Source organism: Acinetobacter endophylla (assembly GCF_053543775.1).
Genome location: NZ_JBLVOM010000246.1, coordinates 46932 through 61541 on the forward strand (window position 1 = coordinate 46932; position 14610 = coordinate 61541).

At 39.2% G+C, this 14610-nt stretch carries 9 protein-coding genes; 2 read left to right on the forward strand and 7 right to left on the reverse strand.

Translation table 11 applies throughout. The annotated features are described in order from the left end of the window. Positions 1-12: 12 nt before the first annotated feature. The 4 genes from ACNPNW_RS12520 to ACNPNW_RS12535 form a co-directional block, all read right to left on the reverse strand. The gene (locus ACNPNW_RS12520; RefSeq protein WP_047471635.1) at positions 13-3297 is read right to left on the reverse strand and encodes a type I restriction endonuclease subunit R; all 3285 of its coding nucleotides are present in this window, start codon (positions 3295-3297) and stop codon (positions 13-15) included. Between the two features lie 10 nt (positions 3298-3307). After that, a complete protein-coding gene (locus tag ACNPNW_RS12525; RefSeq protein WP_047471632.1) occupies positions 3308-4351 on the reverse strand; it encodes an Abi family protein in 1044 nt (347 codons plus the stop codon). A gap of 140 nt (positions 4352-4491) precedes the next feature. After that, positions 4492-5841: a restriction endonuclease subunit S gene (locus ACNPNW_RS12530; protein ID WP_047471629.1), complete on the reverse strand. Its 1350-nt coding sequence runs from the start codon at positions 5839-5841 to the stop codon at positions 4492-4494. A gap of 2 nt (positions 5842-5843) precedes the next feature. Then, positions 5844-7847, reverse strand: coding sequence for a type I restriction-modification system subunit M (locus tag ACNPNW_RS12535; RefSeq protein ID WP_047471625.1), 2004 nt, complete (start codon positions 7845-7847; stop codon positions 5844-5846). 168 nt (positions 7848-8015) lie between these two features. Between ACNPNW_RS12535 and ACNPNW_RS12540 the strand changes: the two genes are divergently transcribed. After that, the gene (locus ACNPNW_RS12540) at positions 8016-8495 is read left to right on the forward strand and encodes a hypothetical protein (protein ID WP_228269669.1); all 480 of its coding nucleotides are present in this window, start codon (positions 8016-8018) and stop codon (positions 8493-8495) included. Between the two features lie 59 nt (positions 8496-8554). On the opposite strand, the gene ACNPNW_RS12545 is transcribed toward ACNPNW_RS12540, so the two are convergent. Next, entirely contained in the window at positions 8555-11398 is a 2844-nt protein-coding gene (locus ACNPNW_RS12545) for a primase/helicase family protein (RefSeq protein ID WP_098733204.1), read from the reverse strand. A gap of 297 nt (positions 11399-11695) precedes the next feature. Between ACNPNW_RS12545 and ACNPNW_RS12550 the strand changes: the two genes are divergently transcribed. Continuing rightward, positions 11696-12358, forward strand: a complete 663-nt coding sequence (locus tag ACNPNW_RS12550) for a head GIN domain-containing protein (RefSeq protein WP_044112290.1) — start codon at positions 11696-11698, stop codon at positions 12356-12358. A 144-nt stretch (positions 12359-12502) separates the two neighbouring features. On the opposite strand, the gene ACNPNW_RS12555 is transcribed toward ACNPNW_RS12550, so the two are convergent. Both ACNPNW_RS12555 and ACNPNW_RS12560 read right to left on the reverse strand, forming a co-directional pair. Continuing rightward, positions 12503-14170 (reverse strand): primase/helicase family protein, encoded by a 1668-nt coding sequence (locus tag ACNPNW_RS12555; RefSeq protein WP_252099416.1) that lies wholly within the window; start codon positions 14168-14170, stop codon positions 12503-12505. Between the two features lie 59 nt (positions 14171-14229). Next, the coding region (locus ACNPNW_RS12560) for a transposase (protein ID WP_003281209.1) at positions 14230-14610 on the reverse strand (381 nt) is incomplete at its 5' end.

Sequence of the window (14610 nt, forward strand, 5' to 3'; positions counted from 1 at the left end):
TCCAATACTCCGTTATGTTAGACGATGCACATCAATGGTTTCACCATCTTTAAGCAATTTATACAGCACCTTGATCACATTCTGCATCGCTTGTGCATCGGTCTTGAGCAACAATGCTGATAAGTCTTGATGTGAGGTCAGTGCTTGAATAATTGCGCCTTTCGTTGCCGATGGCAAATTACCTTGCAAGGCTGTGGATTCAGGATTATTTTCAATCTGAGCCATAACTACATCGTTATTTCGTAGAATGGTTACTAAATGATTGATGTACACTACCTGTTCTTCACGGGTAGAAATATCCCCAAAGGTCTGTGCAATCAGCTCGATCACTTCTTTGAGATAAGTCATTTTGTTTGGCTGTAAGTCACCGTTCGCTGTGCCTTGGATGGGGGCTAATGATTGAGGTTCATCCGCTTCGGGATGATCGGTATCATCGGTTTTAAGTTTCTTTTTAAAGATGCCAAAGCCAGTCAGTACCAAGCCTGAAATATCAATTTCTTTAGCAGACATACCATTTAATCGTTTGGATAAGAGCTTGGTAAATGCCGAGAAGTTTTCAAGTTCAGGATCGCCAAAGTCAATAAGCTGTGCCACATAGGAATAAATACGGCCAAACTTATCCAAATTGCCCTTAAAGCGCATCAAGGTTTGTAATTCTACGTCTAACTGCTTGCGCTCAAATTCCGCTTTTTCTGCGCCTTCATCATTGCCGTCTGCTTTGGCTTGATCAAATACGGTTTCCTGTAGCTGAATCGCCTGTTTGAGCATTTTCAGTTTTTGGTTAAACAGGCGGGCGACACGATCGGTTGCTTTAAACAGGTCGGGATGTGTGGTTTCTTTGAAATCATGATTACTAATATCGCGGATAGTTTTAAAACGAGCTGCTTTAAACTCCTCCAAATCATCTTCGGTAATCAGATCAAGTTCTTCAATATTATCTTTGATGGTATAAACCACATTCGGGTCTTGTACATCCACCATTTTTGCCCCGTTGTCGTACTTCTTGAAGCACTTTAAAATCCATTCAGGGTCATTTACAAAGTCAATTACAAAAGTTTGATCTTTGCCTGTGGTGGTACGGTTTAAGCGTGACAAGGTTTGTACCACTTCAACTTCATTGGCAATGACTTTATCAAGATACATGGCGCAGAGTTTGGGTTGGTCAAAACCTGTTTGGAATTTATTCGCCACTACCATTAAACGATATTCAGGGCGGTCAAATGCGATGCGTAAATCAGAATTAGGTACATCGGCATTCATATTGGCTTCGGTAAATTCAGCATCTTCACCAACTTGAAATAGCGCCCCGTTTTCGTTATCACCATCTGCTTCATGGCTAATCTGTTTGCCAGTGAGCTTACCCGAAAATGCCACCAAGACACGGTAAGCACTGTATTCAGGGTTATCTTCAATATATTTTTCCAAGGCAATTTTATATCGTGCTGCCGCAGGGCGTGAACTGGTCACAATCATGGCTTTGGCTTGACCATTAAGCAAATTGGCAACATTGTGGTGAAAGTGTTGAATAATAAACTGCACCTTTTGCGTGACATTGGTCGCGTGTAAAGCCATCCAACGGGCTAAGGCTTTCTTGGCTGCTTTAGAATTGACCCGTTTATCATCATCAACAGCTTCACCGCCAAGTTTAAAAGCTGTTTTATAAGGCACGTAGCCTTGCAGTACATCTAAAATAAAGCCTTCTTCAATGGCTTGACGTTGCGGATATAGATGGAAGGATTCAGGCAAGTTATCATCACTGGCAGGCTCACCATTTTTAGTGCGCCCAAACAGCATTTTAGTCGAGTGTTTTGGTGTTGCAGTAAAGGCAAAGTGACTGATGTTTTTGGACTGTACACGCGCTTTTTGAATCTGCTCAAGCAATTCCTCAACAGTCAGGTTAGCCATTGCTTCACCCGACTGCAATGCCAATGTCGCTTGCAGTTTAGATGCTGTTGAGCCTGTTTGCGAGGTATGTGCTTCATCAATCACAATACCGTAGTTACGGTCGCTTAAACTGGTATTGGTCAGAATCGCTTCCATCACATGCGGGAAAGTCTGAATGGTCACAATAATGATCTGTTTATTGGACAATAGTGCATCTTCAAGCTGTTTACTTTTCGATTTGCCTGCATGTTCTTTGTCATCACGGTTAATTGCAGCAATTAAGCCTTTCTGATGATCTAATTGTTGAATCGCTTCCTGTAACTGGTCATCCAGTACCGTTCTGTCTGTCACCACAATGACGGAGTTATAAAACGGTGTACCGTCATTGTGACGCAAACGCACCAGTGAATGACACACCCAAGAGATTGTCGATGTTTTGCCTGAGCCTGCACTGTGTTCACACAGATAATTCAGTCCTACGCCTTTTTCTTGCACATCGGCAATGATTTTATTCACCGCATCAAACTGATGATAACGCGGGAAGATCAGACGTTCCTGTACCGTCCAATTACCATATAGATCGACTTTGTTTTTCTTTTCTACATAGACAAAATTATGGAAAATTTTCAGCCAATTATCACGTTGGCAGACATAATCCCAAAAATACGCCACTGGATAATCTTCACCTTTGGCTGAATCCGCAGGGGGGTTGCCTGCATGTCCCTGATTACCTTTATTAAACGGCAAGAAATAGGTGCTTTCACCATCTAAAGCCGTGGTCATGGCAATTTCAGATTCAGACAAAGCAAAATGCACAATTGCACCACGCTTAGGTGTCAGCAATGGCTCTTTACGTCTTGTTTTAGGGTCTATCGGCTTACGGTCATTTTTATACTGCTCAATGGCATCTTCTAAAGACTGGTTAAACTCGGTCTTAATTTCCACCGTTGCCATTGGCAAGCCATTAATAAAAAATACGAGGTCTAAAATGCCTGCATCTTTGGATGGATGATATTTGAGTTGTGGGACAACACGTAGAATATTGGCGTTATAGCGGTCAATGACGGCTTGATTGCGTCCATCTTCGGGTGCGCTTTCACTGAGGTCGATTGTGCCTGCGCCCGCCATGCTAAAGCCATTCCGAAAGATATGGATTGTGCCTTTCTTATTCAGTTCATCATCCAAGCGGTCGATGATGCGTTTTTCGGTATTACTACCATTCAGTGCTTGCAGTTTTTCCCACTTTTCAGGCTGTGTTGCTTGAATCCATGTAAGTAAATCTTCGGGATAGAGTGCATATTCGGTATGATAATTTTTACTTTGCCCAACTACCCAACCTTGCGCTTGCAGTTTTTGCACAATATAGGCTTCTAAGTGGCTCTCAAAATGGGCTTTGTCTGCCAATATATTCATGTGATTCCCCTTATTCTTCATTTTGTTGTAATGCGTGTTGCCAAAACGGGTCTTGATGCCATAACTCAGGCATTCCCATGTTGGCTTTGGATAGTGATGGATACTGCTCGATTAAGTCTTTGAGTCGTTTTGCCCATGTTGAATTTGGGCTGATCTTGTAAAGTAGGGTTTGCATTGCCACCAAAAGCATGTAGCTGCGCTTCTCATAGCGGATTGCACTATTACTCAAGGTGACAGGGTTGTGCAGCCATTGAATCGCATTTGACGTTGGAATCTTGATGCTGCGACCATGTTCTTTATTCCACAGTCGACTATGATGGGCACATAGATTACGCACATCATTGAGACTTTTCAGCCACGACTCTAAGACTTCGGCATGTAACCCTAAATTCTGGGCAATTTGTTTTTTTGCAGGATTGGATTTTAGCCCAACATAGAGATGGCTCAGTTCACCCCATGTCAGCATTTCGATCATCATCCATGATGGCGGTAATTTCGGGCTGTCATATTTAGATAAGTAGTGGCGTAAGAAGTTTTCTTTACGAACCCTGTCTTTCAAAGCATCTTTATCAGCTTGCGAAAGTGGACGTTTATCAATCGCTTTTTCATCACGCTCTAAACGGCTTTTTTCATCCAGTAATTGCCGTTCAATACTGGCAAGTAAACGCATGTGGGCATAGTTCGGACTAAAATGCTGTTCATCGGTGTACCAAAAGGCATCTCCCGATTGATCACACAGTACATTACAAATTTGTGCCCGTATAGCGACTTCGATACGTTCAATCGCATCCATGACCAAGAGCCTTAGCTCTCGATCAAAGATATATAGGTTGAGTACATCATCAAATGAGGTATTGGCTTTGAATTGATGCAATACGTTTGAATTGGCTGTGACTGCTTGCTGAAAAGGAATGGTATAAGCAGATAGGCGATAGTAGCCAATAAAGCTTAAATAGCGATCAGCCCGTGTCAGATCAGGAATGATTAAGCCACGGTCTTGCCATGTTTGTAGGTGTTGTTGGTTGCTTTTTGCCTGTTTAGTAAATTGAACCATGGCAATTTCTCAGGCAAAAAAAACCTGCCGATTTGTGCGTGAACAAGCGAACTTGAACCTAGGCATGGCAGGTATGTTGGAAAGAATAATGACAAATGTCGCTATTGAAGTAAAGCGAAATTTACATTTTGCTAAAGAAATCATGCGCCGAACTCCCTTACGTCAATTTTGCCTGTGACAGCATGGGAGATAATCGAAGCACGATATTCTTTCAGTTTTTCGATTAAAGATTTTTGTTTTAAAACTGATATATCAATTCTTGCGGTTTCTTTATCAAGAAACTCTGCAATTTTCTGTTGCTCAACTAAAGATATATCAGGGATATAGATTTTTTTTAAATCATCTAAATTAAATCTAAAAACTTTAAGACCTGTGGCATATCTCTGCAAATATGAAGAAAATGCTTTCGTTGCATAATAAATATATTTACCAAAATTTTGGTTCTTAGGTTTTAATAAGAATTGCTCTCCACCAATTAACCCAACATCATGTCGAGCATAAAAACACGAGTGCCCTAAATCTTCTAATGTTTCTGATGTGGAAATAAGAATAATATCTCCAAATTCTGTAATTTGAGATTTTTTAAAAAACTCTTGATTCACATAAGAGCCGAAGCTCTCATTTATCTCATTAACTTTGTAAGTTTTTCCATATTGTAGTGCTACATATTTACCACTTTCCAATAAATCCATTTTAGAAAATGCGGAATTACCTCTAACGATTTTTGATACAGCATCTAATCTACTAAAATTCCAATCATTAGGCACTTCCCCCAACCATTCCACACCACTGTCTTTCATCGGTGCATTAGGGTTTAAACCTTTAGTAACAGCATGAGAAATAATCGACTTACGCTGTTCTTCCAAAAGCTCAATTAACTTTTCTTGCTTGGCAACAAGGTTGTCAATTCGTGCAGTTTCAGTGTCGAGGAATGCAACAATTTGGTTTTGTTCACTTATACTTGGACAAGGGAGAACTACTTGGTTTAGTTTCTCCATTGGGATTTTTAAGCGAATAGTATTGAGCTTGCCATCCTCTGATTCTTTATACATGATGCCATTTCCCAAGCCAAACAGACCTTTTTGGAAAAATGGATTATGGAAAATGTAGCTAAAGAATTTAATATTATTATTTTTATTCCTGTTATATAGAGCGTAATAAGCAGGACTAATAAGCCCCGTATACTTATTAAGACCAACAGAACCAACAATGACATTCATACTATTAAGAACAATGTCATTAGGATAAGAGATTTTATAATTTTCTAAATTCTCTTTAGGTTTATTACCGCCATTACCTTGCTTTTCTGATACAGGAATAACACCTTGATACATCGTGACTGATAATAAATTATCAGTTTTTATTGGCGAGTTTTTTTCATTTCTTTCAATCAAATATTTTTTTAAACGATTAGATTCCCAATGCTCAGGTACATCACCTAACCATTCCACACCACTTTTTTTATAACTTGGGTATTGTTTAAATTCCATTTTTAAACCTCCCCAAGCAACTGTGCAACTTCGGCAGAAAGCTCTTTAATTTCAGCCATAATCTCATTCGGATGGCGTGGATGCTCAAATACATAGAAATAGCGGTTAAAGTTAATTTCATAACCCACTACACCAACTTGATTATCTTTGGCATCGGTATAACTTGTATCAATTACTGCATCAGGCGCATGAGGAAGTACCTCTTTTGCCATATATGCAGCAATATCTTGATTTAGCGGGATGTTCTCGTAATCGGTAAGTTCACTGTCCATTTGCACTTCACCATTAATTTCAACGGCTTCGGCATCAGGATTTTGCACCCCAAACGCAGCGATCAAGGCATTCTTTAAACCCTTACTGACTTTGCTGAGTGGTAGTTTTTTCAGGAATGTATTCTCAAACCAAGCATAGTCTTTGCTGTCACCAAAATGCTGCTCAATATAAGCTGATACCGTGTTTTGGTCGCTGTCTGATAACTTGCCAAACTCTTTCGATGCTTTAAACGATTCCAGTTTTTCCGCATCAAATTGAAGATCAATGCGTAGAGGGCGCAAGACTTTTACTCTGCGATAGCCAAAATCGGTATAGTCAAAAATCTTACTCACCGAACTTTCTTCAAAATCGGCATAAATACGGCTAATTTCATCAATTGAATTTTGGTCAATAAACTTGCGTTTGTTGCCCTCATTCTTGCGCATAGATGAACCCATGCCTGTAGCATCAATGAGCTGTACTTTGCCTTTGCGCTGTTCAGGTTTACGGTTTGAAATCAGCCAAATATATGTACCAATACCTGTACGGAAGAAAATATCAGTCGGTAATGCAACAATTGCTTCGAGATAATCATTTTCTAAAATGAAGCGTCTAATTTCTGACTCGCCTGAGCCTGCACCACCGTTAAACAATGGTGAACCTGATAGCACAATCGCACCACGACCACCACCATTTTCAGGCAGTTCTAGTTTGGAAATTAGATTTTGTAAAAACAGCATTGAGCCGTCACTGGCTTTAGGCAAACCCGCACCAAAACGACCATTTAAGCCTTTTTCTTTATGCTCTAATTGAACCGCACTGGCATCCTTCGCCCATGACATACCGAAAGGCGGGTTAGAACATTGATAGTGGAAACGCTGCCCTACAAATAAGTCATTACTGAGGGTACTGCCCAATTTAATATTTTGCGATAAATCACGGCTTGGGTCAGATTCCAGTTTTTTGAGCAACATTGAACCCAATGCGACCGCATGAGTTTCAGGCTGCAATTCCTGTCCGTGGGGTACAAGTACAGGGGCAATTTTATAGCGGTCTTTGAAACCGTCTACATAGTTCATCATGTCGGTTAGGAAGCCCGATGTACCGCACGTTTGATCATAGATAGTTCTGATTAAACCATTCTTTTGTTCAAACAGCTCATTATCAGGCTCAAGCAATAAAGTCGCTGCCAAATGTACAATATCACGCGGGGTCATAAAGTCCTCTGACCCCGTACCGACTTCTGCACCAAATCTAGCGATTAAATGTTCATAGACATTACTCATGGTGCGGTCAGGAACAACATTCGGATGTAAGTCGATGGCAGCGAAATTATTGCAAATGCGTAGCAGTAAATTCGCTTTAGAAAGCTTGTTAATCGTTGTATTGAAATCAAACTGTTCAAAGATGACACGCACGTTTTCAGAAAAATTAGAAATGTAATCTTCAAGGTTGGCTTTAGTTTTTGTACCGCCTAAATTGGAAAGGTTATAAGTCGATTTGTTATAGAACGGATTGCCGCTTACGTTAGTAAGAATATCGTCAAGCGCCATCCCTTGATCTTTAAATTGCTCATAAGTATTGAGAACAGCATCTTTAGTTGGTTCAAGTACACATTCCAAACGTCTTAATACCGTAAAGGGCAAAATGATTTTACCGAACTCTGTATGCGGAAAGTCACCCCAAAGATCATTCGCATTGTTCCAAATAAAACTTGCCAGTGTAGATTCAGTATTGTTTGGTGCAGAAGCCATTTTGTTTTTCAACCTTATTTTGCAATAGTTAAATATTATGCAATTAATGCAGATTTTTCAACCTTGAAATGCAATATTTAAAAATTTCAAATCTGAGTAATTTTTTATTTCATAATAAAGACTTAATGTTAAAATTTATCATAGGATAATCATTAGGCTTGGTGTGAGATGTCAAATAAGCAAGAAAAAATGACAGCATTTGGACAGTTTCGTATCTTAAAAATTGGAACAAAGTATATTCAAGCTGAACTGATCGGTAGTGTAAAAAATTATCAAGCCCAACTTGTCAAAAATGCCGTGCTATCAGATATAGAAATAGGTGCAACCATTTTTCTGCGAGTAAATGATCAATCTACCCAAAACAGATACGGCACTAAAGTTCAGTTTGAACCAATTGAGCTTTTAACCGACCAAGCTGAAATTGAGAAATACATTTTGGCTGACAGGAAGCGAGTAGCAGAAATTTACATTCAAGCAGCACAAGAAAATTTGGATAAAGGTTGGTATAGCGGTGATGCCATAGATAAGGCACTATTTTTTAGCGCAAGCCATCCAACTTATAAACCAATCAATATTGAGCTACGCCACAGACGACTCCGTGGTGAAACTGATTTTGCACTGGATTTTAGGGCAACATTGCCACACTAATCTTGAAAACATTGACTCAAAAAGAAGCCCCGATATTCGGGGCTTTTTCATATCTGCTTTTACATATCGAACGACTGTCCACGTTCGTTAGTTTTGTTTAAATTCTGCGGTTCTATACCATACAGCTTTAGACCATCACCTAGAACGAGATCATCTACACGCTTTTCAAAACGAGTAAAGAAATCGTTCAGTCTTTGGAAGACTGGTGGTTCATCTAACAGTTTGGCCATGTTGTTTAATGTTTTACTTAGACTGTTCACAAGATTGAACTTTTGTTGACGGTCCAAAGACAAGCTGTTCGATGTATCTAAAAGGGTGGTGAGGCTTTCTTGAACCTTTAGATAGTTTTGATCATTGGTCACATTACTGACAATCAAATGCACTACTTTGTTTTTGATCTTCAATGTATCCAGATTCAATTGATCAAATGCAATGGTCCTATCAGTAAGATTTTCTCTAAATGTTTTGAGATTCTGCCACTCTGGATGTGCAGCCTCTAAATCAGATAAAACTTTCATGATTGACGCACGGTATTCGCTATCAGACGCACTAATCACAAAAAGTTCAGGATACGACCGCTTCTTAGAAACTTCTTCCTGAGCTTTATTGAGCTTATCTTCAGCGACAGCAATTGAACCCTCAACATCGGCATTACTAATACCAGCTTCATGAATTAACTTTCTAGCTTTATACATTTCTGCTGAATGAAGCCAAAAAGCGGTAAAGATAGCTGACTTAGCGTAGCTTTGATGATCGATACCTTGCTGAAGGTTTTGTTCGGGAATGGTCGAACGATCCACACTCTGCAATTTAACTGTATCTTTGTTGATGTCCTTGGATACATCAATATGTACTTTGGTATTTTGCATGCTATCCATACTTGGGTTTGTGCTAGTGGTTGGTTCTTTGGCACCCATTTTCTCGAATTCAATATCACCGGCTTTAATCTTTTGATGGCCATCTGCAGTAGCTACAACTTTCAAAACATCATTTTGAACTTTGGTGACATCAATTTCAGAAAGGATCTCCATATAAGACTTAATGCCCTCAAGAGTCATGACGGGCGAAGATACAGGTGCCGTAGCGGTTGGAGTTGATTTATCATCAAATGCTTTATCAAATGACGGCGGTTGGTACTTTGGTTTTGCATAGGATTTCGTGCTACCTGTACCAGCTGGTCCATCATAGTTAGCTTTTGATAGATCTTGTTTACGCTTTTCAATATTTGCGTTGTAATTTTCAATATTTGCTTGGTTTTTAGCTCGTATGTTCTGCAATTCCAGATATTTTTCATCTGATTGTGCAATCACAATGCCGTAATTCGGTTGGTATTCTTTATTAGGGAACTTGGCTGCATAAGCTTCGCGTTGACGGTTGTAGCGGTTAATTGCATACGCAACTTCAGGGATCTTGTTGTCTATACGTTTGACGGCGTTATTTAGTTCTTTTGCCAACTCTGCAGCTAAACGTTCAACACCTAAATATTGACGAGCATCATCCCAATCAGAAACAGATAATTTATTTTGGAAAACTGGGGGTAGGGTGATACGTGTATTTTCATGTTTGCTCACATCACCTAACACACCACTTAATGAAAAGTTGTGACAAGCTTCTTGTAAGCCAGGATTCAAACCAGACTCAAGCGTTTGGCCAGCATCGTTATCATAACCAACAAATATATTGGCTTCAGGATTGATGCTGCGGATAAGCTCAGCAACACTTGAGATATTGGATTTACTGTATGACGCTAAAACTTGTGTGTTTTCTGCAGTAAAACCCTCACCCAATAAACCAAGCTCTAAACCAGCATCCAACGCCTTACGTGCGCTGATCGCTGTTGCCCAACCCTCCTTGATCAAATAGTTCTTTGCATTTGGGTTAAAGACTTCATAGCCAACATCAGGATTTTTGCTAACAGGCAAGAATGCATCTTTCGTTTTGGCTTTATCAAAAAAGTACTTGCCCTTATGCAGTACTTCTTCAAGCTTGTTGGTTTCTTTGTTGCGCTTTTTTTGGCGATGGTGGGTGATACGCTGTAAATTGACGACTTTGTTATTGGTGTCAATTAACGGTGCAAGAATGACAGCTCTGCTTTTACGTAAATCAAAGCCTTTTTTCTTTTCGCCCTCAAGCTCAGGTTCAAAGTTGATAAAATGCTTTTGATACGCTAATACATTCTCTACTGTTTCAACGAGAAGCTGTTGATTGGTGGCTGATTCAGGAAGTTCACGCTTTACTGCTTCAATGGCTTCATCACGGGTAAAGTTATCTTTACGCATGATTTTAGCGCCGTATGGCTCTAGGTTCTTTTCAACCATATACGGCATTTGTCGAATGTCGCGTTTAAAGGTCTGAATGCTTCCAGTTTTATTATTAAAAAATGAATCGTCAATAACTTTACCAGCACGTTGCCACTCAATACGGATAGCGATTTGTGCAGCTAAGAGCTCTTTTTCTTGTTGAAGTAGATGCTTCTTTTGAGCTTCTTCAAACTCACGTACACGGCGATCAACATCTTCTTTGCTTGGTGGTTTGTAGTTAGGGTTTGAATCTCGTTGAGGCTTGATTACGTTCTTATAGTGGTCAGCAAAAGCAATTGAGATTTCAATGTCAGTTACACCAAAGCGGTGTCCTTTGAGCACTGGCCAGTATTCACCAGTATCACGGTTCATGTTTGGATAGATCCAATACATCCCTCGTGGTTTGACATTGTTGCTACTTGATTTACTAGGGTTATCTGATTCGGTGAGGCAAGGCACTTTTTCATCAAATACGGTCACGAATTGATATTTACCAGATGACTTGAATACGAATCCGTAGTTTCGCTCCAGTTCTTCTTGGAAAAACTGAAACATCGTATTTAAATCACAATTATGTCGGGCGCTCGGTACTTTCTCAGCCATAACAATTCCAATTTCTAATATATATTCAGGTGCAATGTGCTACCCAGGTTGCATAGGACTATTAATCATATGCTTAAGAAAATTTATACTTTTAGTATATACCGATTCTAAAAACATTTCTGTTTAATCTTTAATATAAGCTATGTCTAATAAAGGTTTAAAGAAAAATTAAAAGTTTTAATTTATTATTTTAATAAAAAAGATTTAAGCCCTCAATGTTATAATTTACAGACAATAAATAGGTTATGAGTGACCACTTATTTAGGGTTAAATTACTTTTATTAATTTGAGGTTTATATGTCAAAACAGTTTTTTTCGGGTTCTGTTGTAATCAATGGCAACGCCAATGTATACAGTTCAGGTTCAAACCATCAAATCGTTGGAAGTGGAAAACGAGTGACTAAGCAAGTACCTGTAAGCCCATTTAACGAAATCTGTATGAAAGGTCCAATGAGTCTGAAGTTTTTTGCTTCAAGTGATTCTAAAATGGAAATTACTGCAGACGATAATATTGTGGATCTTATTAGTGCTACTTTTCAGGGTGGTGTATTGGTTTTAGCTATTCAGGACAATGTGAGTTTTAGTACTCGTTCACCGTTAGAAGTATCGATCACTTACCCAACTTTAAAAGCTATTGATTTAAAAGGTTCAGGCAATATCCAGATCTTAAATCTAAATGAAGATAAATTTACCGCAAGTATTAGTGGATCTGGAAATATGGATTTAGACGGTACCATTGAACACTGTGTCTTATCTTTGAAAGGATCAGGCAATTTTGATGCGTTACCACTGAAAAGCACCAATTTAGAAGTGGCGCTATCTGGTTCAGGCAATATCTTTTGTACAGCTATCAATTCAGCTCAAGTACAGCTTTCAGGCTCAGGCAACGTTAAAGTTTATGGAAACCCAATCCATAAGACACAAAACCGAACTGGTTCAGGACAAATTAGTTTTAAATAGGTCGATAAACCTAGTTGTAAGACACTAAACCGAACTAGATCAGGAAACATTTGTCTTAAGTAGATCGATAAACCTAGTTCAATGAAAGTTTAGAGAAAAATAAACCCCAAAAGTTTGCTACCTTTGGGGGTCTATGTTTGACATTCAAATTATCGAAATAAAAATATTATTAATGAAGTTTTCGGACCATTCAGGATCGTTCGATTTACTCAAAATATCTTTGAGCCAAACCTTTAATGTTTCAATTGGATAATCTGCATTTTTGTATAAGTTAATCACGGTGATAATCTGTTGATTCAGTGCTGTTGTTGAATCATTACGTGCGATCATTTCTACAAGTTTTGTGTAGGCCTGAAGGAGTTCTGGTTCTTCAGCTCCAGTGACTTTACGGGGTTGCTTGCTAATCTGGCCAAGAATCTCAATAAATTGTTCTTTGACCAGCTCAATCGGGTGGATCTGACTAAATCCCTGTTGAGTCAGTAAGGCGTATGCGCGTAAAACCAAGCTAAACCAATTCTTTTTGGTCATGCTATCAGGATAGAGGCCTATATCATCCAACTGTTGTTTGATGCCAAAGAATAGGGCACTGATAGAGTAGTTCGGGTTAACCGTGCTTTGAATTGCAGTCGTCCACACGGCATTTTGCATTTTATGACGTATAACATCACGCGTGTAATCAACGCCGTATAAACATTTAAAATCGTTCCAGTCACTTAGATCTAGCTGTTCTTCAGTAAATTCAGGTCCAATCATGGCTGCGTTTACAGCTCGGCATGCTTCTGTTGCGTAATAGATACCGGGATTGCGCTTTATTTTGCTTTCTAATGCTGTTTTATGGTCATTATCATTGAAAATATAGAAGCGTGAAAACGGGAATTCGGCACGGAAATCACGTACTACATTCATGATGTTGCCAGCCACGTACACAACAATGACTGGAATAGAGTATTGAATTGATTCTGCAATTGCTTCACCAGTGGCGTAGCCCTCACAAAAGATTATCCGATCTTGGTTCCATGCATCCAATGGATCTTTATATAAGATTTTGAAAGCGCCGTTTGCAAGTACACCACGTAATGTAAACTTATCTTCACCACGCTTGTTTTTGTGTTCAGCGATGGTCTGAAGGAAAATGATTTGATTTTTGAGGTTTTGCCCCTCAACTAAAAGCTTGTTCTGGCGTAGCGACTGTTGATCTAGATCTGGTTGCAGATCAATAATACGGTTCAGAATAATGGTGTTGTTCTTGTGTTGAGGGTAGTACTGGCTGACATAATCAATCAGCTCATTTTTAGTGAAGTTGCTTGGATTGTACAATCTAGCATGACTGAAGCTAATCTGCTTTTTCACATTGTAGTTGTGTGGACGGTTTGACAAGGGTAGGCTTCTGGCCCATTCAAAACCCATATAGATTTGAGCCAATATCTCTTGGTCTTTTTTGTTCTTCTCAGCACTTTTGCATGAGTTTAAGAAGCGTTTAAGATCTTCTTCTTGCTGTTCCTTGGTATATACGGTGTCACCAGGTTGCAGATCCATTTCTTGAATGTATTCATACAAGCTGTAAGTGAAGTTTGCACCGCCAGCATGAAACCAACCATAAGACATACGTGCGTTATCTAGATCTACAAGATACCAGGCCGTTTTTTTCATATTTTTTGTGGCGTCATTGTGGTGATTGGTTCTGAGGTAAATACGTTTAGAGCTTCGTTCAAGCTGAAAGTCACTCTCACGATCAAATACAATGCCCTCATTTTCAAGATGCGATCTAAATATTTTAGATAGCGTACCAATATCGATACCATACTTGATCATGAGGGGGTTCATAAATAAAGAAACTCACTTATAAATATTTTCTCTGTACACGACAAATTTCACAGAACCCTTATCCTATCAGGATTCTGCCTTCTTAAAATTGCCAAAATTTCCTTAAACTCTTCTTTTTTCCCAAAACCAATTAAACGCTGAATCGCCATTTGAACATAGTCTAAACCATAGCGAAATAAACTCATTGAGAGTCGTCCATGCTTCTTTATTTTTATCGCTTTTTTTTGATCATGTTGCCATTCACCCGTTAAGTAACACCAACAGAAGCTTATAGCTAACACCGCAATCAATTTTTTCACTCGTCTAGGGTCTGTCAAGCGCGTATTTTCAAGATTAAACCCGCGTCCTTTGAGACAACTGAATAAGGTTTCAATTTCCCAGCGTAATGCATAATCCTGAATAGCATTGGCATTAAACTGAGGAGAAAC